The sequence below is a fragment of the Endoryza foliicola genome, from assembly GCF_050589245.1.
Classification (GTDB): domain Bacteria; phylum Bacteroidota; class Bacteroidia; order Chitinophagales; family Chitinophagaceae; genus Endoryza; species Endoryza foliicola.
Genome location: NZ_JBOBEW010000009.1, coordinates 95,532 through 116,545, shown reverse-complemented (window position 1 = coordinate 116,545; position 21,014 = coordinate 95,532). Strand labels below are relative to the sequence as shown.

Annotated in this window: 21 protein-coding genes; 11 read left to right on the top strand and 10 right to left on the bottom strand. The window is 40.4% G+C overall.

Features of this window, described 5'->3' with window-relative positions; translation table 11 throughout:
- Window positions 1-4: 4 nt before the first annotated feature.
- Window positions 5-988 (bottom strand): YitT family protein, encoded by a 984-nt coding sequence (locus ACQ2HE_RS18515; protein WP_430900596.1) that lies wholly within the window; start codon window positions 986-988, stop codon window positions 5-7.
- Window positions 989-1,127: 139 nt separating this feature from the next.
- Here ACQ2HE_RS18515 and ACQ2HE_RS18510 point away from each other — a divergent pair, with 139 nt between their 5' ends.
- Window positions 1,128-2,717 (top strand): peptide chain release factor 3, encoded by a 1,590-nt coding sequence (locus ACQ2HE_RS18510; RefSeq protein ID WP_430900594.1) that lies wholly within the window; start codon window positions 1,128-1,130, stop codon window positions 2,715-2,717.
- Window positions 2,718-2,720: 3 nt separating this feature from the next.
- Entirely contained in the window at window positions 2,721-3,218 is a 498-nt protein-coding gene (locus ACQ2HE_RS18505; protein WP_430900592.1) for a GNAT family N-acetyltransferase, read from the top strand.
- Between the two features lies 1 nt (window position 3,219).
- Here ACQ2HE_RS18505 and purB read toward each other — a convergent pair whose 3' ends face one another.
- Complete coding sequence (purB, locus tag ACQ2HE_RS18500; RefSeq protein ID WP_430900590.1) at window positions 3,220-4,566, bottom strand: adenylosuccinate lyase; 1,347 nt, start codon at window positions 4,564-4,566, stop codon at window positions 3,220-3,222.
- 117 nt (window positions 4,567-4,683) lie between these two features.
- Here purB and ACQ2HE_RS18495 point away from each other — a divergent pair, with 117 nt between their 5' ends.
- Window positions 4,684-5,424, top strand: coding sequence for a menaquinone biosynthetic enzyme MqnA/MqnD family protein (locus tag ACQ2HE_RS18495; protein WP_430900588.1), 741 nt, complete (start codon window positions 4,684-4,686; stop codon window positions 5,422-5,424).
- Here the strand turns inward: ACQ2HE_RS18495 and ACQ2HE_RS18490 are convergent.
- Both ACQ2HE_RS18490 and ACQ2HE_RS18485 read right to left on the bottom strand, forming a co-directional pair.
- Window positions 5,419-7,017, bottom strand: coding sequence for an outer membrane beta-barrel protein (locus tag ACQ2HE_RS18490; protein WP_430900586.1), 1,599 nt, complete (start codon window positions 7,015-7,017; stop codon window positions 5,419-5,421). The two genes, ACQ2HE_RS18495 and ACQ2HE_RS18490, sit on opposite strands and share 6 nt — an antisense overlap.
- Before the next feature lie 6 nt (window positions 7,018-7,023).
- Complete coding sequence (locus tag ACQ2HE_RS18485) at window positions 7,024-7,539, bottom strand: RNA polymerase sigma factor (protein ID WP_430900762.1); 516 nt, start codon at window positions 7,537-7,539, stop codon at window positions 7,024-7,026.
- A 385-nt stretch (window positions 7,540-7,924) separates the two neighbouring features.
- Here ACQ2HE_RS18485 and ACQ2HE_RS18480 point away from each other — a divergent pair, with 385 nt between their 5' ends.
- The gene (locus ACQ2HE_RS18480) at window positions 7,925-8,773 is read left to right on the top strand and encodes a DUF4382 domain-containing protein (RefSeq protein WP_430900584.1); all 849 of its coding nucleotides are present in this window, start codon (window positions 7,925-7,927) and stop codon (window positions 8,771-8,773) included.
- Window positions 8,774-8,913: 140 nt separating this feature from the next.
- Here ACQ2HE_RS18480 and ACQ2HE_RS18475 read toward each other — a convergent pair whose 3' ends face one another.
- The 5 genes from ACQ2HE_RS18475 to ACQ2HE_RS18455 form a co-directional block, all read right to left on the bottom strand.
- Window positions 8,914-10,323: a Glu/Leu/Phe/Val family dehydrogenase gene (locus tag ACQ2HE_RS18475; RefSeq protein ID WP_430900582.1), complete on the bottom strand. Its 1,410-nt coding sequence runs from the start codon at window positions 10,321-10,323 to the stop codon at window positions 8,914-8,916.
- 144 nt (window positions 10,324-10,467) lie between these two features.
- Window positions 10,468-10,674 (bottom strand): CcmD family protein, encoded by a 207-nt coding sequence (locus tag ACQ2HE_RS18470; RefSeq protein ID WP_430900580.1) that lies wholly within the window; start codon window positions 10,672-10,674, stop codon window positions 10,468-10,470.
- 24 nt (window positions 10,675-10,698) lie between these two features.
- Window positions 10,699-11,376 (bottom strand): cytochrome c biogenesis protein CcsA, encoded by a 678-nt coding sequence (gene ccsA / locus ACQ2HE_RS18465; RefSeq protein ID WP_430900578.1) that lies wholly within the window; start codon window positions 11,374-11,376, stop codon window positions 10,699-10,701.
- A 195-nt stretch (window positions 11,377-11,571) separates the two neighbouring features.
- Window positions 11,572-12,270, bottom strand: coding sequence for a heme exporter protein CcmB (locus ACQ2HE_RS18460; RefSeq protein ID WP_430900576.1), 699 nt, complete (start codon window positions 12,268-12,270; stop codon window positions 11,572-11,574).
- Window positions 12,230-12,793 (bottom strand): thymidine kinase, encoded by a 564-nt coding sequence (locus tag ACQ2HE_RS18455; RefSeq protein WP_430900574.1) that lies wholly within the window; start codon window positions 12,791-12,793, stop codon window positions 12,230-12,232. Before ACQ2HE_RS18455 ends, ACQ2HE_RS18460 begins: the two co-directional genes overlap by 41 nt.
- Window positions 12,794-12,866: 73 nt before the next feature.
- Here ACQ2HE_RS18455 and ACQ2HE_RS18450 point away from each other — a divergent pair, with 73 nt between their 5' ends.
- Window positions 12,867-13,547, top strand: coding sequence for a hypothetical protein (locus ACQ2HE_RS18450; RefSeq protein WP_430900572.1), 681 nt, complete (start codon window positions 12,867-12,869; stop codon window positions 13,545-13,547).
- Here ACQ2HE_RS18450 and ACQ2HE_RS18445 read toward each other — a convergent pair.
- The gene (locus ACQ2HE_RS18445; protein WP_430900570.1) at window positions 13,520-14,908 is read right to left on the bottom strand and encodes a 3-deoxy-D-manno-octulosonic acid transferase; all 1,389 of its coding nucleotides are present in this window, start codon (window positions 14,906-14,908) and stop codon (window positions 13,520-13,522) included. The two genes, ACQ2HE_RS18450 and ACQ2HE_RS18445, sit on opposite strands and share 28 nt — an antisense overlap.
- Here ACQ2HE_RS18445 and ACQ2HE_RS18440 point away from each other — a divergent pair.
- Genes ACQ2HE_RS18440 through rfbD form a run of 6 tightly spaced genes read left to right on the top strand, consistent with a single transcriptional unit; the run spans window position 14,903 to window position 20,957 of the window.
- Window positions 14,903-16,045 (top strand): DegT/DnrJ/EryC1/StrS family aminotransferase, encoded by a 1,143-nt coding sequence (locus ACQ2HE_RS18440; RefSeq protein WP_430900568.1) that lies wholly within the window; start codon window positions 14,903-14,905, stop codon window positions 16,043-16,045. The genes ACQ2HE_RS18445 and ACQ2HE_RS18440 overlap by 6 nt on opposite strands.
- Before the next feature lie 21 nt (window positions 16,046-16,066).
- A complete protein-coding gene (locus ACQ2HE_RS18435; RefSeq protein WP_430900566.1) occupies window positions 16,067-17,398 on the top strand; it encodes a UDP-glucose dehydrogenase family protein in 1,332 nt (443 codons plus the stop codon).
- Window positions 17,399-17,404: 6 nt separating this feature from the next.
- Window positions 17,405-18,388, top strand: a complete 984-nt coding sequence (locus ACQ2HE_RS18430) for a UDP-glucuronic acid decarboxylase family protein (RefSeq protein WP_430900564.1) — start codon at window positions 17,405-17,407, stop codon at window positions 18,386-18,388.
- Window positions 18,389-18,446: 58 nt separating this feature from the next.
- On the top strand, window positions 18,447-19,511 hold the full coding sequence (gene rfbB / locus ACQ2HE_RS18425) for a dTDP-glucose 4,6-dehydratase (RefSeq protein WP_430900562.1): 1,065 nt from the start codon (window positions 18,447-18,449) through the stop codon (window positions 19,509-19,511).
- Window positions 19,512-19,528: 17 nt separating this feature from the next.
- Window positions 19,529-20,083, top strand: a complete 555-nt coding sequence (gene rfbC, locus ACQ2HE_RS18420) for a dTDP-4-dehydrorhamnose 3,5-epimerase (RefSeq protein ID WP_430900560.1) — start codon at window positions 19,529-19,531, stop codon at window positions 20,081-20,083.
- A gap of 10 nt (window positions 20,084-20,093) precedes the next feature.
- Entirely contained in the window at window positions 20,094-20,957 is an 864-nt protein-coding gene (gene rfbD / locus ACQ2HE_RS18415) for a dTDP-4-dehydrorhamnose reductase (RefSeq protein WP_430900558.1), read from the top strand.
- Window positions 20,958-21,014: the final 57 nt, after the last annotated feature.

Below are 21,014 nucleotides of genomic sequence, written 5' to 3'. Positions count from 1 at the left end.
TTTTTTAATGATCTTCTTTAAGCGGTCGCTTTTTAATCATGCCACCCTTGGTGTCTTTTATTGAATTCATGATTACAAAAGCATTGGGATCAATCAAGCCAATTTCATTTTTCAAACGAGAGATCTCTAAACGAGTAATAACTGTATAAAGAATACTCATATCTGTAGAATGATAGCCTTTCTTACCATAACCACCTTTACCGGCATACACCGTTATTCCTCGTCCCATTTTCTCAGTAATCATCATACTGATCTCTTCGCTCTTAGGAGATATAATAGTTACTCCGGTGTATTCTTCAATACCTTCAATTAAAAAATCGATAGTTTTTGAAGCCGCTAAATAAGTAAGCATGGAATACAAAGCCGCATCAATACCCAAAATCTTCGCCGCTACGGCAAAGATAATAACGTTCACAATGATAATAATGTCTCCAATGCTAGTGCTGGTTTTTCTACTCAAATAAATTGCCAGTACTTCTGTTCCGTCGAGTACCGCGCCTCCTCTCATGGCAAATCCAATTCCTGCTCCTAAAAAGAACCCACCAAACACACTCACGAGGAGCTTGTCGTTGGTTACTATGGGGTACTGAACAAACGCAATACACAAGGCCAAGCCCGATATCGCTAAAATTGTTTTTATGGTGAAAACACTTCCTATTTGTTTATAAGCTAGTATCACGAAAGGAATATTCACCACCAATATGATGATGGCCAGTGATATATTCGTTACCTCTGTGATCAATAAGGAAATACCGGTTGCACCACCGTCGATGAAATTATTCGGTAACAAGAAGCTCTTAAGTCCAAATCCGGCTGCAAATATGCCAATCACCATGAGAAAAGCATCTTTTAGGTAGAACTTCACCAACTGCTTGAATCGATATACCGCTTTGGCAATTTGATACTTATTGGGTTCAGGTTGGTTGGGCGATTTTTTCGTACTTCCTAGCGTTGCATCTATGATGATTTGTTGGAACTGTGGATTCATGTTGCAAAAGTACTTTATTCTACCCCCTATAGGTATTAAAAGTACCTTAAACAGCCCATTCCGGCCACATTTAACTATTCACTGTAAAGTAGTACCTTTGCAGCCGCTTTTAGGTTTAAGTACCTGAAAGCCAATAGTTATGAAGTATTTAAACGAAATCAACCGTCGACGCACATTCGCAATTATCAGTCACCCCGATGCCGGTAAAACTACCCTCACCGAGAAGCTCTTGCTTTTTGGTGGCGCTATTCAAACTGCCGGTGCCGTGAAAAGCAACAAGATCAAAAAGCACGCAACTTCCGACTTCATGGAAATTGAGCGCCAAAGAGGGATATCTGTTGCTACCTCCGTAATGAGCTTCGAATATCAAGGTATTCTTATCAATCTCCTTGATACTCCCGGTCACAAAGATTTCGCAGAAGATACGTATCGTACCCTTACAGCCGTAGACAGTGTTATTCTGGTTGTAGACAGTGTTAATGGGGTAGAGGATCAAACCCGACGTTTAATGGAAGTTTGCCGTATGCGCGATACCCCGGTGATCGTTTTCATCAATAAAATGGATCGTGATGGTAAGAATCGATTCGATTTGCTGGAAGAGATCGAAAAAGAATTGAACCTGCATCTTCACCCGATGACTTGGCCCATCAATAGTGGTAAAGAGTTTAAGGGCGTGTATAATTTGCATGAAAAAAACTTGGTTCTCTTTACTGCTAATACAAAAGGATCAGATGAAGACGTAGTGTCCATCAATGATCTGAGTGAGGCATTGCTTGATCAAAAAGTAGGCGACCGCGACGCAAACATTCTTCGTGAAGATGTAGAACTGGTAGATGGTGTACACGGAGAATTGGATGCCGAAGAATACCTCAAAGGAAAAGTGGCACCCGTTTTCTTTGGCAGTGCCGTGAATAATTTCGGTGTGAAAGAAATGCTTGACACCTTCATTCGAATTGCACCTACCCCTAGAAGCCGCGAAACCTCTATTCGCCCGGTAGATGTTAACGAAGATAAGTTCAGCGGATTCATCTTTAAAATTCATGCCAACCTCGATCCCAAACACCGCGATCGTATTGCCTTCTTGCGTGTGTGCAGCGGAAAGTTTGAACGCAATAAATACTTTCATCACGTTCGATTGGATAAAGAAGTGCGTTTCAGCAACCCCTATACTTTCTTGGCCCGCGATAAAGACATCATTGAAGCAGCGTATCCGGGTGATGTAGTGGGATTGTTTGATACCGGAAACTTTAAAATTGGCGACACCCTTACAGAAGGCGAAGACTTTTATTTTACAGGGATTCCTTCTTTCTCTCCGGAGATATTTAAAGAAGTAGTCAACAAAGATCCAATGAAGACCAAACAATTGGAGAAAGGATTGCTGCAATTAACCGATGAAGGAGTAGCGCAATTGTTTACTCAATTCGGTGGTAATAAGAAAATTATTGGATGCGTTGGTGAACTTCAGTTCGAAGTAATTCAATACCGCTTGTTGCAAGAATATGGAGCATCGGTTGAATTCCGCGCTCAGCCTTTCTACAAAGCATGTTGGATTTCTAGTAAAGACGCAAAAAAATTGGACGATTTTACACGTTTCAAATCGAACAACGTAGCTACAGATAAAGACGGATACCTGGTTTACCTCGCTCAAAGCGAATGGTTCTTGAATACTGAACGAACCAATAATCCCGATATCGAGTTTCACTTTACTTCTGAAATTCATAAAAACTAAAGAATGTATATTTTTCAATCGGAACATTACACTGTGCGACCCTTGTTTGCTTCCGATGTTGAAATCTATACTGCTATTCACGGTAGTGCCCAAGTAATGCAATTCATTCGCCCGGCAAAATCGCGCGAAGCTTGCATTCAATTGATTCAAGAACACATAGAACTAAACAAAGACCTTGCTCCCTTTGGTCGATGGGTGATTGAAGAAAAAAGTACTGGTTGGGCTATCGGAACCTATGTAATTGTTCCCACATATTCAGCCGGTAAATGGCAATTGGGCTATGCCTTGATTCCTGAGTATTGGGGTAAGGGTATTTCAACAGAAATTACGCAAGCTTGTATTCAGTGGCTGAAAACGCTTTCAATAGTAAATACCATCTATGCGATCACTGAAAAAGAACATCTGGCTTCACAGAAAGTGCTAGAAAAAAATGGCTTCCGCTGGTATGACCAAAAAGCGGAAGCCGGTAAATTATTGATTTGGTGGGAATGTGCCTTATGATCTAGAATTTAGGATGCATACCAACATAGTTATGAGGAGTGATCGCTTTTAATTCCTTTTTCACTGCAGCAGAAACTTTCAATTTTCCGATAAATGCATGAATGGTTTTCTTGTTGATGCCTTCTTTTCCGCGTGTCAACTCTTTCAACGCCTCATAAGGTTTCGGGTAATTTTCTCTTCTCAAGATGGTTTGAATAGCTTCTGCTACAACTGCCCAGTTCGCATCCAAATCACTGTAGATTTTCTCACTATTGAGCACCAATTTTCCAAGACCTTTTTCAATTGATTTTATTGAAACAATGATGTGAGCAAAAGGAACGCCCACATTTCTTAATACGGTAGAATCCGTTAAATCACGTTGCAGTCTACTAATAGGGAGTTTGGCGCTTAAATGCTCCAGAATGGCATTAGCGATTCCTAGATTGCCTTCTGCATTTTCAAAATCAATCGGGTTTACTTTATGCGGCATCGCCGATGATCCTATTTCTCCTTTCTTGGTTCTTTGTTTGAAATAGTCCATGGATACATAGGTCCAAATGTCGCGGCAGAAATCGATCAGAATGGTATCAATTCTTTTCAGGGCATCGAAATGTGCTGCCAAGGTATCGTAATGCTCAATTTGCGTCGTGAATTGTTGGCGTTCCAATCCCAGTACTTTTTCAACAAATTCATTTCCTAGGTTTACCCAATTCTTTTTAGGAAAGGCAATATGATGGGCATTGTAATTGCCGGTAGCGCCTCCAAATTTAGCAGATACAGGGGTTTGGATTAATTGCTCAATTTGATTCTCCAATCGTTCAACAAATACCATGAGTTCTTTTCCCAATCGTGTTGGACTGGCAGCTTGACCATGGGTTCTGGCCAACAACGAAACATCTTTCCATTCCTCTGCTAAAAGCTTTATTTGTTGGTTTAAGTTCAATAAAGCAGGTAAGTATTCGAATTCCAAAGAATGTTTCCATAAAAGTGGAATTGCGGTATTGTTGATGTCTTGTGAAGTGAGTCCAAAGTGGATCCATTCTTGAAGATGACTCGCATTGGCTTGTGCAAGTTTTTCTTTCAAAAAATACTCTACAGCCTTCACATCATGGTTTGTAATGGCCTCCGTGGCTTTGATGCGCTTTGCATCTTCTATACTGAACTGCTCCACTGTTTCTTTAAGCACTTTTCGAAGCGCAGCCGGAGCAGTGAAGAATTTCTTGTCTGCTAAAAAAAGAAAATACTCAACCTCCACCAATACGCGGTATTTGATGAGCGCAAATTCTGAGAAAAATTCATCCAAATGGTGAACTTTTGAACGGTACCGACCGTCAATAGGGGAGATGGCTGTAAGTGCTTGAAGTTCCATGTTTGTTTCAACAGTTCATTTATAAGTAATAGTAGCTGTTAAGGAGGGGTGAAAACAGGATATTTTATCGAAGTCTTCGCTTAGCTTCCCTAACTTTGCTGCGCAAAATTAATTCAATTGGAGAAGATAAAGGTTGGAATTGTCAATTATCTGAATACCAAGCCCTTATTATTTGGCTTGGAGCGAGAGGCGGTGAAAGAGAACATTGAATTGATCCAAGATTACCCCTCTCACATAGCTCAATACTTACTCGATAATTCAATTGATATTGGATTGGTTCCGGTGGCTGTAATTCCTCGACTTAAGGAATATCACATCGTTTCAAGTGCTTGTATTGGCGCAGTTGGCCCTGTGGCATCTGTGTGCTTGCTGAGTAAAGTACCACTCGCAGATATAAAATACATTCTACTCGACTATCAAAGTAGAACCTCCGTAAACCTCTTAAAAGTACTCGTTAAGTTTCATTGGAACCTCAACGTTACATTCATTGATACAAATGAAGATTTTGTAGACCGTATAGAAGGGGACACTGCAGGTTTGTTAATTGGTGATCGCTGCTTGCAAAACCGTTCTAAATTTCCGTTCGTATTTGATCTAGCGGAAACTTGGATTGAGATGACCGGGCTTCCTTTTGTTTTTGCCGCTTGGGTGAGTAATAAGCCCTTGCCCGAAACGTTTATTGCCGATTTTAATCATGCCAATAAGCTAGGGCTCGAACACATTGATCAAGTGGTAGCCGCAACTTCTTATGCTCATTACGATGCGCTGACCTATTTCACAAAGAATATCAGCTACGACCTAACAGAAAAAAAGCGCAAGGGACTTGCGCTCTTTCTGGAGTATCTACTAAAACTATAAACTGAATTTGATTCCTGTTTGCCAACTGAGTCCACTGGTTGAGGTACTCGTTGGAGCATCTTTTGTAATGGCTCCAAAGCTAAAACCGGCTTGTGGCATTAAGTAAATGGACGTTCTTGGTACTAACTCGTACGCAATTCCTGCACCCAAAATTCCCGAGAAGTATACTTTCTTCAACCCAATGATGTCAACATCTTTTTTCTGAATAGACCCGGATGAAAACTCCAAGTTTGTTTCCAAATTTGTTGAGGCCAATATATTAGTTTGAATCATGGTTTGTGCAAACAATTGCATTTTACCTACTTTGAACTCGTAACCTACACCTACCGGTATAGTAACATAGTTTAAAGTTGATTTTGATGCAAACGATATGATGCTGTCACCATTGTTTACAGGAGAGGCGCTCTTTGGATCAATCAAAGCATAACCTGCTGTGCAATTGAATTTGAATTTGTACTCGTCATTGGAACCCGGAGGAGCCGGTTGCCCCATTCTAGGCCTTCTGGCAAAAATTGGCTTGGGTTGAATGGTTCGGTCTTGACTTGAGTAACCAACTCCTGAACTAAAGAACAAGCCATTCTTTAATCGGTACGATACCGTTGCCAGAACATTCCACGATTTTGGCTGATCTATTTGAGTTCTTTTGATTTCATCTTTATCGTCTTCACGATGTTCTTTAATGCCTTCTTCTACGTATTCTTGTATTTTAGTTTGTCCGTATTGAAGTGCAAGATCCCAGCTCCCTTTTCTCGAAATCTTAAGTTTGATGGGAGTTGCTTTTGCGTTATTAAAAGTTATACCGGTATTTGAAGAAGTTGCTTGAATCGCATCTTTGCTCAAAAGATCAATGCTTCTCACTTTCAATGAGGCATAGTCTGATTCATTAGCGATGGCTTCTTCTGAAGAGTTCAATAAATTGTTGAATTTATTCTTTGAACTGGTAGTAGTTTTCTGTTTGTCTTGGACCTTAATTGCCTTGTTGTTTTTTCCGTTTACAACAACAACTCCGCTTGTTAATGAAAGCTGCTCATTGGAAATTTTGTTTGAAGAAACGAGCTTGTTTTTTCTAGTTGACAAATTGTTGTGAGTAACCGCTTGATTCAAGCTCTTGTTTTCGTCATTTCGAGCAATTCCATCATTTTGTCGGTTCTTTTTGGGAAACGGCACTATGGAATGAGAGGGTTGTTGGTCCTCTTTTATTTCCTTTGAAGCTATATCGTTAGCTTGTTCGGCTGCATTTTGCTCAGTGTCATTCAAATTCCCTTTTCCGTTCGCACTGCGCAATGTTTTTTGATCTTGTGCTTCCGTTCCTTTTTCGCTTCTTGGCTGAGTGGTATTTGATTTCACCAGAGTAGGATCATTTTGAGTACTGCGCTCCCAATTCACAGCCATTACAATTAAACCGCTAATACAAGCAGCTGCAAGCCAGAATACTACTCTTCTCAATCTCTTATTATCTTTCTCAAGTGCTTCTTTTTCTTTTAAGTCCAGCTTATGGGAAATACTGTCCCATGTTTGGGAGGTCAACTCTTCTTCATGGGAATCCAATCCATTCTTGAAGAGCTCGTCAATATTGTGTAGATTTTTCTCCATATAGCACTATTTTACTTGGGCAAGATTTTGCATTTTTAAAACTTCTCGTTGTAATATCGCTCTGGCATCCGATAGGTTCGATTTTGATGTTCCTTCTGAAATATTTAATAGTTGTGCAATTTCACGGTGTTTGAGGCCTTCAAATACATACAAGTTAAATACAGCCCGATACATAGGACTAAGTTTTTGAATGACCACTAAAAGTTCTTTGGCACTGAGTGCTGGTAATATGTACTCTTTGTCGGCCGCTTCCGGTAAATTTTCTGAATGGGAGGTGACAGCTTTAAGATAGCTCTGGCTGCGCAGGCGTTGCAGGGCCGTGTTCACCATAATTTTTCGTACCCAACCTTCAAATGCTCCTTCTCCTCGGCATTGTTTGATGGCATTAAATACTTGAATAAACCCTTCCTGCAATGATTCTTCTGCTTCTTCGCGGCTTTTGCAATAGCGCATACACACCCCCATCATACTCGGAGCCAGTTTTTGATACAACTGGTTCTGACTATGTCGGTCATTGTTAATACAACCTTGTATTAATTAATCCATGGAAATAGGTGTCATCTGCTGGTGTACATTCATTGATGCAGGTCGCTGTATTTTGGTTGGGTAATATGCAAAAAAAGTCGATTCAGCCCAGGGGCTGTCGAAAAAAGAAAGGGTACTTGGTATTTAATTAAATGATATTGAACTACTTGTGAAAAGAAATGTTTCTTCTAAAATCTATAGATTTACTTTTTTCTAATAAGTTTAATTGAATTCTGTTAAAAGCTTGTTAGAGAATTTTTTTCAACTTTTTTCATTTTCTACCCAACCAAAACTTCTCGATACCGCATCAGCTATTTTGAATTCGGGACTATGAAAGCCATTTACGGTAGTCCTTACTTTTCTAACTACAATCAGAATTAGAATGAAAACAAAAATGAAAGTGCTGTCTTTGGCAGCAGTAGTAACCTTATTTGCCCTTTCCTGCCAAAAAGGAGCCGGCAATCAATCAGGAAACGCTTCTTTGAAAGTTTATTTAACAGATGGACCCGGAAGTTTTGATGCGGTAAACATTGAAGTATTGGCAGTAGAAGCTAAAATTGATACTTGCCAAGGTTCTAAGCACGACGATCGACATGGGTTGAACGATTTTGATAAAGATGATATCAATCGCCGCGATTCTTTTGGTGTGTGGCAAACACTCACCATTAATCCGGGTATTTATAATGTTCTCTCTTTGAAAAATGGAATTGATACGCTGTTGGCTAGTGGTACCATTGATGGTACTGTGAGGAAATTGAGAATTCAATTGGGTACCAACAACACAGTAGTGAAAGACAGTATTACCTACCCACTTACGATTGTGAATGAAACTAACAATTATCTATATGTGCATTTGCAAGACAAACACAGACATGATAGTTCTTCAACAGTTGGAGTGTGGGTTGATTTTGATATTGCTCGCTCAATTGTAGAGATCAATGGGAAGTACTATTTGAAACCGGTGCTGCGTCCATTCTGCGATAAGAACTTTGCAAGTTTAGTAGGTTCAGTGCTTCCATCAGCTGCTGCAGCAACTGTTATAGCTTATGGACCCGATACTGCAACTGCAATCCCGAATGCAGATGGAAGATTCAAGATACGCGGATTGACGGCTGGAACCTATAGAATTGTGTTCGACGGATCGAATGGATACAATGATACTACTATAACTAGTGTGAGTATCCAAAATGGCAGAGAAACCAAACTTCCTGCTGTAGTATTACATCAATAAGAAATACAGGTTTTTCAAACCTGACTCAAACAGAATTTTGAAAAACCATTAAAATAGGTGCTGGTAATTTGACAATTTCATGGAAAAAACCCCGCTCTAGTCTTAGAGCGGGGTTCATTTTTTATTGCAGTTGAAAACTTTTATGGGAAAATACCGAGCTCTTCATAGCTGGTACCAACTTTGTTGATAGCAACAACATATGCTGCAGTTCTCATGTCAGGAATCTGAGGATTGGCTTTCCAACAGTCCATCACTTCTCTGGTGGCACTGATCATGGTTTCTTCCAAACCACTTCTTACCAAATCAACTTCGTCAGGTCCATGAATAATTTCTTCGCGCTCTTTTTCACTTACTTTCTTACCTGAAATTTCTTCTATTTGTTCCAACATTTGACGGTTTTGATTCTCCGTAAAACGTTTTTCCATTCTTCCATAACGAACGTGGCTCAAGTTTTTCAACCATTCGAAATAACTCACCGTTACACCACCTGCGTTCAAGTACATATCCGGAACAACCAAAGTTCCTTTTGACGCAAATACTTCATCAGCTTCAGGAGTCAATGGACCATTCGCTGCTTCTCCGATGATCTTTGCTTTAACGCGAGGTGCGTTTTCGCCATTGATGACGTTTTCCAAAGCAGCAGGAATCAAAATATCACATTCCATTTCTAAGGCATCGGTACTTTTTGCAAAGTTTTGAGAACCCGGGAAATTCAAGATAGAACCTGTTTTCTTTCTATGATTGAAAACAGCATCTACATCCAACCCATCATTGCTCCAAATGGCGCCTTCGTATTCCGCTAATCCTACTATGATTGCACCCGCTTCTTGGAAGAATTTAGCTGAATGGTAACCCACATTACCCAATCCTTGTACTGCTACTTTCTTGCCTTTAACTCCTACGCTTAAACCCAATCGTTGCATCACATCTGGCATGTTGCACACTTCTCTTAATCCATAAAACACACCCAATCCGGTAGCTTCTCTTCTTCCTCGTACACCACCCTGTGTTACAGGCTTGCCGGTTACGCAACCCAAAGCATCAATTTCGCCGGGACGCATACTCACATACGTATCTACAATCCAGGCCATTTCTCTTTCACCTGTTCCGTAATCAGGAGCAGGAACGTCAATGCCGGGACCAATAAAATTCTTCTTGATCAATTCAGAAGTATAGCGACGTGTTATTTTTTCCAACTCGTAAGGAGTGTACTTCTTCGGGTCGATGGTAATACCACCCTTTGCACCGGCAAAAGGTACGTTCACAATTGCACACTTATACGTCATCAACGCTGCTAAGGCCATCACCTCATCTAAATTCACACTCATGGCAAAACGAATCCCCCCTTTACATGGAAGTTTGTGATGCGAGTGCTGAACGCGGTATGCTTTGATTACCTCAATATTGTCTCCGATCTTAACAGGGAAGTGCATGCGGTAAACGGCATTACACTGTTTAATTTGTTCCAGAATGCCTGGATCCCAATTGGTGAATTTGGCCGCTTTATCGAAACTTTTCTCAACGGAACCAAAAAAACTGTACTCTGACATGATAAGCAATTTTATTTTTCTAATAATTAACAAGCCATTTGTTGGTGCTTTCCTCATCAGGAAAGCAGGAAAGATGCAAGGGTACTAACGATGTTTCTTTGAATTAATTGAATAGAGAGGTCCAAAAAAACACTTAAAATGAGGCTACTTCTCTAGTTTAGAGAGCTTTCTGTCTACACGAACCATGAAAAACAATAAGCCTGCTAATATCGTAATGCACACGGCCATTACAACCCAAATCTTCCCATTCGCATTCATACCGGTAGGAACAGGTTCAGCATTTACTTGATCTTGTGCAAACATGGTTATTTGAATCAAACAACCCAGCAGGAATAATACAGCTTTCTTCATTGTTGCTTTTTAATAATGATAATGCTATGCGTTTATCTTTTGTTCTTCTAGATTTTTGTAACGAATCACCAATGTGCTGATCCATACTCCTAGTAATATCCATCCAATTACTGCCGGCCAAAAAACCAGTCGCATCGCTGGATCCAAATCAGCTCCATTCAAACCAGGATTACCTTCTACGCCCTTACCTCCGGGATGCAGCGACTCCGTAAGTCTGGGAAGAATCATGATCATTGGAACATAAATGAAATAGGCGAAAATATTATAGACCGCTGCTACACGACTTCTCTTATCCAAATCGGTCATTGAATTGCGCAACACAAAATAGGCGAGATAGATCAATAAAGCGATTGCTGCTCCCAATTGTTTTGGATCGTTGTTCCAAGGGCTTCCCCAGGTGTAATTAGCCCAAATGGCACCGGTAACCAATCCAAGCATTCCAAATAGAATCCCAACTTGAGCAAAAGCATTGGAATACAAATCGTACTGAGGCTGGGGGTTTCTTAAAAACTTAATAGCATAATAGAGCGAAATGGAAATGAGTGTCAATTGCGTGAACCACATTGGAACATGAAAAAACAGATTGCGGATCGTTTCGTACAAATTGCCAATATGAGGAACGGGAACAAAAAAGCCCCAACTGAATGTATAGAGGAGCAACAAAACTCCGATTATTTTCCACCAGGATGCGCGCATTAGCATGTAATATTGGATTTGCAGGTTTTTACTGCAAAAACCATGGCAAAATTAGGGGAAGGGGAGGAATTGATACGCTAGTATTTTAAAAATCAATTGCTTCTAGCCGTTTCCAATATTCATTAAGCTTCATACAATTCAGCTATCCGAACAATGGAAATTCTTCGAGGAAAGCCCTGTTTATTAAAAAACTATCAAATGTTAGTCTTTCCAAAGGAAAGGAAACAAGATCCATGCAAGTACAACAACTAACAAATCGAGCAATAAAAGCAAACCCATTAAGCTCCACAATCCGCTTTGAACAGCACCAAAAGCAATATTGGAGATCTTCATGAGCAACAAAACTTGTGGAATAATGAGCGGAAAACCCATAATAGCCATCAAGGCAGCATTCTGTTGGGCACGGGCCGCAATAGCAGCCAGAAACGTAAATACCAAGCTCAAACTAATGCCTCCCAAACATACTAATAATAGGAAGCTACCCATATGAACCAACGGATTCCCCAATAACAAAGCAAACAAAAGCATACTGATGATGCTCATTGCCATCATGAGTACCGAATTGAACAGCAGTTTAGCCAAAATAAAATGAGGAGCGCCTGCGATGGTATAGAAGTACAACATTCTACCACGGCTTTCTTGAAGAAAACTTTTGGCTACGGCATTTACGCAAATGAACAATTGAATGATCCAAAACAATCCGTTCCAAACCTTGTCATCGGGGCTTCCCATTGCCAAGTTCAATACAAAAATGGTAGATGCTATATACAGGAGAATCCCATATAAAGTGTACTGCTGCCTAATTTCAAGCAACAGGTCCTTCTTAAAAAGTGCTATAAATGGATTCTTTGTATTCACACTATTGATTGTAGCAAGTTCTGCATCGTGGTTCGTAAACATCTTTCTCACCTAATACTACCTGACTTGAGTCGGCGGTTTTACGATAAGAATAATTGGCAATATTTCCACATTTCACGCAAATGGCGTGCAGTTTAGTGATGTAGTCGGCTTTCGCCAAAAGATTCGGCATTTGACCGAATGGTTTGCGAGAGAAATCCATATCCAATCCGGCTACTATCACACGGATGCCTTTTAACGCCAATTGTTCGCAAACATCCGGTAATTGATCATCGAAGAATTGCGCTTCATCAATACCAATTACATCTACATCATTGGCCAACAAAAGAATGGTTTGCGAGTTATCAATAGGGGTTGATACGATGGCATTTTCATCATGAGAAACTATTTGTTGCTCATCGTACCGCGTATCAATTTTAGGTTTGAATATCTCTACTCTCAGATTGGCAATTTTGGCTCTTTTCAGTCTACGGATCAATTCCTCGGTTTTCCCACTGAACATGGAACCACAAACGACTTCGATCCAGCCGCGTCTTTCTCCCGATATATTTGGTTCTATAAACATCTTACTTGATAAAACGGAATGAAAATTGTTTAATTTTATCTATTCGTAGATAAATGGTAAAAAAAGGTCACCAATGATGGATCGCTTAGCCCAATTGATCGGCAAATTAAATGAACAATTTGAACAAAAAGCAAGTCCTGCCCAATTATTGGTAACAGCCCAATTAATTGAAGCGGAGCTTTCTGCTCAAATATCCAGTTCCAGCAAGCCTTTGACCTCCACGAAAGTGTCGGTTACAATGCCTTCTGCACCACGCCAAACCGTCCAAAATGAACCGGTTACTATTGCGAAATCGCGCATCCCGATCTCTCTTTTTCCGGATGATATTGTTCCTGCAACTAGCCCTGAAAAGGAAGAAAAGAATGGAAGAGCCTTCGATCCCATGATCGATATTCCAACCTTATCTCATCAAAATAGAGGACGTGAACTCAATGAAGTGATGGCCGGCGCTGCCAATTCTCTTAATGATTCGTTAAAAGCAGCCGTGGTAGAAGTTGGACATATTCTTACAGAAGTACCCATTCGGGACTTAAGAAAAGCCATCGGAATCAATGATCGATTTGTGTTTATAAACGATCTCTTCAGAGGCGATGACATCATGTTTGAAAGAAGCATAAAAACTATCAATTCCTTCCATGTATATCAAGAAGCCCTTTTCTGGATGGAACGAGAATTGAAATTGAAGTTGGGATGGGATGATCAGAAATCAACTACCCAACATTTTTATCAATTGGTTAAAAGACGCTTTTCATAAATACGATCTAAGATACTTTTCGACGCACCTGCTTTGCCTTTTACATAACCGGCAGCAGCTTCACAGGTTTCATGATAAAAGGCTTTGTCTGTAAGCAGTCGATCGGCAAGTGGTTCCATTTCAATTACACTTTCAATACTAAACCCGCCACCACAGTCAATCAGTTCAATAGCCTCTTCATAAGCACTGTATTCGGGTCCATACACCACCGGTTTGCCATAAACCGCCGCTTCCAACACATTGTGAACCCCTTCTTCCCCAAAACCCCCACCAACATAAGACACGGTTGCGTACTGGTATAAACTAGATAGCATTCCAATATTGTCGATGATCAAAGAGTTAAAAGAAGATTGCCGTTTCTCGTTTTCAGTCATTGTTTTCCATTTTGAATACCGAACGGCATGTTTAAAAAGTGCTTCAATCTGTTGAAGTCGTTCTTCAAATATATCGTGAGGAGCAATGATGAACTTTACATGAGGATGAACATTGGCATAGTGATCCAACAGTTCTTCGTCTTCAGGCCAAGTACTGCCTGCAACCAAGGTTGGAGCTTGTTCAATAAATGCCGCAATTTCCGGTACTTGCACCGGATTATCGGCAATGGTTTTTACTCGGTCAAAACGAGTGTCTCCGGCAACCACTACATTTTCTTCAAACCCAATTGTTTTCAACGCCGCTTTGGAAGCCTCGTTTTGAACAAAAATAGTGTTGAAGAAGCCCAAGATTTCACGATACATTTTTCCATACCATTGGAAGAAAGCCATATTGGGTCGGAACAACGCCGATACCAATAAAACGGGCACTTGTTGCTCCTTTAACTGCTTTAGATAGTAATACCAATATTCATATTTAATCCAGATCACTAATTTAGGCTGAACAATGTCGAGAAACCTTTGTGCATTTTCTTTTCCGTCCATGGGTAAATACATCACCAAATCGGCGGCAGCATACTCCTTTCTATATTCATAACCCGAGGGAGAGAAAAAGGTTACTAACATAAAGTGTTGAGGATGAGAAGCTTTGATAGACTCAAAAATCGGCCTTCCTTGTTCAAATTCTCCAAGAGAGGAGCAATGCATCCAAATAACCGGTCTCCGGTTTTCCTGAAGCGCGTCTTTTAATCGATCAAAGATATTGATACGACCTTTGAGCCAGGAACGAGCTTTGGGATTCCAGCGCGCTACCAATTTGATACCCAATTGATAAGCAAAAAGAAACAGATTGTAAAAAAACAGGTGCAAATGGCGAGTTTTAGCTTCAACAAATTTATACTCAATTCTTAACATGCCATCAGAACGTTGCAAAAACCACAATTTCGGAGTAGCTTTGTGCCATTTTAATAGAAAACAAAAGGTATGCATCCCATTGAAATGGTTGACCTGAAGAGGCAATACGCAAAAATAAAGACAGAAGTTGATACTGGATTACAAGAAGTGCTGAATACAGCTTCCTTTATTGGAGGAAAGGCAGTTACTGAGTTTGCCGCTCAATTGGCTTCTTACTTAAATATTTCCCATGTAGTGCCTTGTGCCAATGGTACAGATGCCCTTCAAATAGCCATGATGGCGCTCGATCTACAACCGGGCGATGAAGTAATCACCCCGTCTTTTACATATGTAGCTACTACGGAGGTGATAGCCCTGCTTCGATTGCAGCCCGTATTCGTAGAAGTAGATCCCAAAACCTTTTGTATTGACCCGGCGGCCATTGAAAAGGCTATTACTCCAAAAACAAAGGCAATTGTACCGGTGCATTTGTACGGACAGCCGGCCCCTATGGAAGAAATTCTTGCCATAGCCAAAAAATACAACCTTTACGTTATTGAAGACAATGCCCAAGCCATTGGCGCCGATTATACTTTCTCCGATGGGAGAATAGCTAAAACGGGTACTTTGGGTACTATTGGCTGTACTTCTTTCTTCCCTTCTAAAAATTTAGGTTGTTATGGTGATGGGGGAGCAATATTCACCAACGATGAAACGTTAGCCAATCGGTTAAAAATGATTGCAAATCATGGTCAAAGTAAACGTTACTACCATGATTTAGTTGGATGTAATAGCCGTCTCGATACCATGCAAGCGGTTGTTCTATTGGCGAAATTAAAACGCCTTGATGAATACAACAACGCTCGCAGAAAAGCCGCTGATTATTATGATCAGGCCTTTAAAAATGAACCGGCTATTACCACACCATTCAGAGCTAACTATGGCAAACATGTATTTCATCAATACACATTGTTGCTGGAAGGAGTAGATCGCGATGGATTGAACGCTTACCTGGCTGAACAAAAAATACCATCGATGATTTATTACCCCGTACCGGCGCATCGTCAACAAATGTTTGCTGCCTTCGGAGGAAATAAATTTACCCTTGAAACAACAGACTGGTTAACGGAGAGAGTCATCTCATTGCCCATTCATACTGAGTTGGATCAAGATCAATTGGAATACATTACGAAACACGTGCTTACCTATATTCAAGAAAATAAAAAAGCTTAACCTCAATTAAAACTCGAAACCATGAAGATTGCAGTAGTTGGAACAGGGTATGTAGGACTGGTAACAGGAACTTGTTTCGCTGAAACCGGTAACGAAGTGACTTGCATTGATATCGATGTGAAAAAAATCGATAAACTGAAATCAGGACAAATTACCATTTATGAACCCGGACTAGAGAAACTGTTTTTGAGAAACCAACGCGAAAACAGATTGCATTTTACTACCAGCTTATCTGATGGTATTAAAGACGCCGCAATCATCTTCTTGGCCCTTCCTACACCTCCGGGTGAAGACGGATCTGCCGATTTGAAATACATTTTGGGAGTAGCAAAAGATTTAGGAAATCTCTTAACAGATTATAAAGTAATTGTTGATAAGAGCACAGTACCGGTAGGGACAGCTGAAAAAGTATATGCTGCAATTGCCGCCAACTACAAAGGAGATTTCGATGTAGTGTCAAATCCCGAGTTCTTAAGAGAAGGTGTAGCCGTTGACGATTTTTTAAAGCCCGACCGTGTGGTAATTGGAGCTGCATCTGACAGAGCGAAGAAAACAATGGGCGACTTATACGCTCCATTTGTGCGTTCAGGAAATCCTATCATTTACATGGATGTTCGTTCAGCAGAGCTTACTAAATATGCCGCCAATTCATTCCTGGCAACCAAAATCACCTTTATGAACGAAATCGCTCACTTATGCGAACGCTTAGGTGCAGATGTTGACATGGTTCGTAAGGGAATTGGTAGTGACGAACGGATCGGAAAACGCTTCTTGTTCCCGGGTATCGGATACGGCGGAAGCTGTTTCCCTAAAGACGTACAAGCCTTAGTGAAATCTTCAACCGAAGTATCCTACGATTTTAAAATATTGAATGCTGTAATGGATGTGAATGAGAAGATGAAACTCCACCTCATTCCAAAAATCTCAAAATATTTTAATGGTGATTTAAAAGGCAAGCATTTCGCTTTGTGGGGATTGGCTTTCAAACCCAATACCGACGATATACGTGAAGCCCCCGCCTTATATATTATTGATGCATTAGTGGCCGCAGGTGCAACCGTGAAAGCATACGATCCGGAAGCAATGAGTAATGTGAAAGCAGTAATTGGCGATAAAATTGCTTATGCTGAAACACAGTACGATTGCTTGGAAAATGCCGACGCACTCGTAATTGCTACCGAATGGAACGAATTTAGAACACCCGATTTTCTGAAAATTGTAAAATCTCTCAAGAGCAAAGCAATTTTCGACGGACGTAATTTGTTCGATACAGACGCCGTAAGAGATCTCGGTTTCTATTATGAAAGTGTAGGTCGCGCAACCGCTATTCCAAATTCATCTGCAGCTAAATAATCACCTATGTCTACAAAAAGAGTTCTCATAACAGGAGCAGCAGGTTTTCTAGGTTCTCACCTATGCGATCGCTTCATTAAAGAAGGGTATCGAGTAGTTGGAATGGACAACCTCATTACCGGCGACCTTAAGAACATTGAACACTTGTTCAAACTGGAACAATTTGAATTCTATCATCACGATGTTTCTAAATTCATTCATGTTCCGGGTGAACTGCACTATATTTTGCATTTTGCTTCTCCGGCTAGCCCAATTGATTATCTTAAGATCCCTATTCAAACATTGAAAGTAGGTTCTTTAGGTACCCATAACTGTTTAGGATTAGCCAAATCAAAGAAAGCTAGAATGCTCATTGCATCTACTTCTGAAATTTATGGTGACCCAATGGTGCATCCCCAAAATGAAGATTATTGGGGAAATGTAAACCCGATTGGTCCTCGTGGTGTTTACGATGAAGCCAAGCGTTTCCAAGAAGCCATAACAATGGCCTATCATACCTTCCATGGTTTGGAAACCCGCATTGTGCGTATTTTCAATACCTATGGTCCTCGCATGCGCCTCAATGATGGTAGAGCACTTCCTGCATTCATTGGTCAAGCTTTGAGAGGCGAAGATTTAACTGTATTCGGTGATGGAAGCCAAACGCGCTCTTTTTGTTATGTTGACGATTTGGTTGAAGGGATCTACCGATTACTTTTAAGCGATTATCACATGCCGGTGAACATTGGCAACCCCGATGAAATTACCCTGAAAGAATTCGCAGAAGAAATCATCGCACTAACAGGTACTACTCAAAAAATTGTTCACAAACCTTTGCCTGTAGACGATCCTAAACAACGTCGTCCGGACATAACAAGAGCAAAAGAAATTTTAGGCTGGGAACCAAAGGTGAGTAGAAAAGAAGGGTTGAAAATTACCTACGAATATTTCAAAAACCTTCCGCCTGAAGAATGGATGAAACAACCTAAAGAATTCTATCCAAATAAATAATTCATTCAGCGGTCTTTTCTTAAAGACCGCTTTTAACTTTATACCTTAAGACGAGTTTATGAGCACTGCTGCTAAAACCATCATGATCACCGGAGGTGCCGGTTTTATTGGATCGCATGTGGTTCGATTGTTTGTAAAGAAGTATCCAAACTACAAAATTGTGAACTTGGATGCACTTACCTATGCCGGTAACTTGGAGAATTTGAAAGACGTTCAATCTAGTTCTAATTATTTTTTCGAAAGAGCCGATATTACCAATGAAGAGGCAATCTACTCTTTGTTTGAAAAACATCAATTCGATGCAGTAATTCATTTGGCTGCTGAATCGCATGTAGACCGTTCTATCATGGACCCCCTTGCTTTCGTAAAAACAAATGTTTTGGGAACAGCCATTCTTTTGAATGCAGCACGAAAATATTGGAAAGGAAGCTATGAGAACAAGCTGTTCTACCACGTATCTACCGACGAAGTATACGGCTCATTAGGAGAAGAAGGGTTCTTTACAGAAGAAACACCTTACGATCCACATTCGCCTTATTCAGCTTCCAAAGCAGCTTCCGACCATTTTGTAATGGCATACCACGATACCTATGGAATTCCGGTTAAAATGAGTAATTGCTCGAACAACTATGGATCCCATCACTTCCCCGAAAAATTGATTCCATTAATGATCAATAATATCAAAACAAACAAGCCTTTACCCGTTTATGGTAAAGGAGAAAATGTTCGCGATTGGTTGTTTGTGGAAGATCATGCTCGCGCCATCGATGTTATTTTCCATAACGGAAGAGTGGGAGAGAGCTACAATGTGGGTGGCTTCAATGAATGGAAAAACATCGACCTGGTAAAACTACTTTGCAGTATTATGGATAAGAAACTGGGACGCCCGGCCGGCACCAGCGAACAGCTCATTACATATGTAACCGACCGTCCAGGTCATGATCTCCGGTATGCAATTGATGCTACCAAACTCAACAAAGAACTGGGCTGGACACCTTCTCTTCAATTCGAAGAAGGCCTAGAGAAAACAGTAGATTGGTACCTTCAAAACGAGGAATGGATTAAAAACGTAACTTCGGGCGATTATCAAAAGTTCTACGGTGAACTTTATGATAAACGTTGATCGAAAATTTAATAATCATGCCTTTTACACAGACTGCCTTTCCCGGACTATGCATTTTTGATCCGGTTGTTTATGCCGATAGCAGAGGATTTTTCTTTGAGTCGTTCAATCAATTTACTTTTAGTAAAGAAGGCATCAATGAAGTATTTGTACAAGACAATCAATCTAAATCTTCATACGGTGTGGTAAGAGGGTTGCACTATCAGTTAGCACCACACGCCCAAAGTAAATTAGTGCGAGTACTGGAAGGTGTAATTCTAGATGTAGTGGTAGACATAAGAAAGGGTTCCCCTACATACGGTATGTCGTATAGTATTGAGTTGAGCGCCGAGAATAAGAAGCAGTTGTATATTCCAAAAGGCTTTGCTCATGGGTTTTCAGTACTCAGTCCTGTTGCTCAAGTAATGTATAAGTGCGACACGCTCTACAACAAAGATGCGGAAGCCGGAATCCTTTACAATGATCCTGTATTGAATATCGATTGGAAAGTGCCGGCAGAAGCTATGATTGTGTCTGAGAAAGACATGGCGCAGCCGGTTTTCAATAATTGCAAGAACAATTTTGTATTCTAAACCTCCGCTTATGAGTGCTCCAATCATTTTAGTTACCGGGGCCAATGGTCAAGTTGGAAAAGAATTACGAGAACTCTCTTCTCTATATTCTGATTACCGATTTGTATTTCTGAGTCGCGAAGATTGTCCTTTACATCATTTTCCATTAGTAGAGTCCTTCTTCGAAGCCTACAAGCCGCATTTTTGCATCAATGCTGCTGCTTATACAGCTGTTGACAGGGCGGAAACGGAAGCTGATATGGCCATGCTGGTGAACGGTGAATCGGTAGGAGTACTGGCAACAATATGTGAAAAATATCAAACAAAACTGGTTCATATTTCCACCGACTATGTATTCGATGGAAGCAGTGAAATTCCGTATAAAGAAACGGATACAACGGGTCCAACCAATGTCTACGGAAAATCGAAATTAGAGGGCGAACAACGTTGTGTAAATGCAAATCCTTCTTCAATTATCATAAGAACGGCTTGGGTCTATTCTTTTCATGGAAATAATTTCGTGAAAACGATGCTGCGTTTGATGAAAGAACGCCCGAGTTTGAACGTAGTTTCTGATCAAATTGGCGCTCCCACTTACGCAGCAGATTTAGCTGATTCAATTTTAAAAATCATTAGCTCGGGAACTTGGGTCCCGGGTATCTATCATTACAGTAATAAAGGGAAAATCAGTTGGTTCGATTTCGCTAGTGAAATTAAAAAGCAAGCTGGTTTGCAGTGTGAATTACATGCCATTCCTAGTTCGGCATATCCAACACCGGCAAAACGACCGGCATTTTCATTATTGAATACAGCAAAAATTGAAGAAACCTATCATCTAACAATTCCCGATTGGAAAGCAAGCTTGAAAAGGTGTATGAAACGGCTTATGGACTGATCTACACAAGAAATCATTAAAATAAAAAAGCTGATCAATTGATCAGCTTTTCTTTTT

Bases quoted from the DNA above. Each gene is read 5' to 3' on its own strand.
- ACQ2HE_RS18480 (WP_430900584.1), top strand. From the start codon at position 7,925: ATGAAAACAAAAATGAAAGTGCTGTCTTTGGCAGCAGTAGTAACCTTA.
- ACQ2HE_RS18505 (WP_430900592.1), top strand. From the start codon at position 2,721: ATGTATATTTTTCAATCGGAACATTACACTGTGCGACCCTTGTTTGCT.
- ccsA (WP_430900578.1), bottom strand. From the start codon at position 11,376: ATGCTAATGCGCGCATCCTGGTGGAAAATAATCGGAGTTTTGTTGCTC.
- ACQ2HE_RS18460 (WP_430900576.1), bottom strand. From the start codon at position 12,270: ATGTTTACGAACCACGATGCAGAACTTGCTACAATCAATAGTGTGAAT.
- ACQ2HE_RS18490 (WP_430900586.1), bottom strand. From the start codon at position 7,017: ATGGAGAAAAATCTACACAATATTGACGAGCTCTTCAAGAATGGATTG.
- ACQ2HE_RS18430 (WP_430900564.1), top strand. From the start codon at position 17,405: ATGTCTACAAAAAGAGTTCTCATAACAGGAGCAGCAGGTTTTCTAGGT.
- ACQ2HE_RS18475 (WP_430900582.1), bottom strand. From the start codon at position 10,323: ATGTCAGAGTACAGTTTTTTTGGTTCCGTTGAGAAAAGTTTCGATAAA.
- purB (WP_430900590.1), bottom strand. From the start codon at position 4,566: ATGGAACTTCAAGCACTTACAGCCATCTCCCCTATTGACGGTCGGTAC.
- ACQ2HE_RS18455 (WP_430900574.1), bottom strand. From the start codon at position 12,793: ATGTTTATAGAACCAAATATATCGGGAGAAAGACGCGGCTGGATCGAA.
- rfbD (WP_430900558.1), top strand. From the start codon at position 20,094: ATGAGTGCTCCAATCATTTTAGTTACCGGGGCCAATGGTCAAGTTGGA.
- ACQ2HE_RS18450 (WP_430900572.1), top strand. From the start codon at position 12,867: ATGATGGATCGCTTAGCCCAATTGATCGGCAAATTAAATGAACAATTT.
- ACQ2HE_RS18510 (WP_430900594.1), top strand. From the start codon at position 1,128: ATGAAGTATTTAAACGAAATCAACCGTCGACGCACATTCGCAATTATC.
- ACQ2HE_RS18515 (WP_430900596.1), bottom strand. From the start codon at position 988: ATGAATCCACAGTTCCAACAAATCATCATAGATGCAACGCTAGGAAGT.
- rfbC (WP_430900560.1), top strand. From the start codon at position 19,529: ATGCCTTTTACACAGACTGCCTTTCCCGGACTATGCATTTTTGATCCG.
- ACQ2HE_RS18435 (WP_430900566.1), top strand. From the start codon at position 16,067: ATGAAGATTGCAGTAGTTGGAACAGGGTATGTAGGACTGGTAACAGGA.
- ACQ2HE_RS18440 (WP_430900568.1), top strand. From the start codon at position 14,903: ATGCATCCCATTGAAATGGTTGACCTGAAGAGGCAATACGCAAAAATA.
- ACQ2HE_RS18470 (WP_430900580.1), bottom strand. From the start codon at position 10,674: ATGAAGAAAGCTGTATTATTCCTGCTGGGTTGTTTGATTCAAATAACC.
- ACQ2HE_RS18445 (WP_430900570.1), bottom strand. From the start codon at position 14,908: ATGCATACCTTTTGTTTTCTATTAAAATGGCACAAAGCTACTCCGAAA.
- rfbB (WP_430900562.1), top strand. From the start codon at position 18,447: ATGAGCACTGCTGCTAAAACCATCATGATCACCGGAGGTGCCGGTTTT.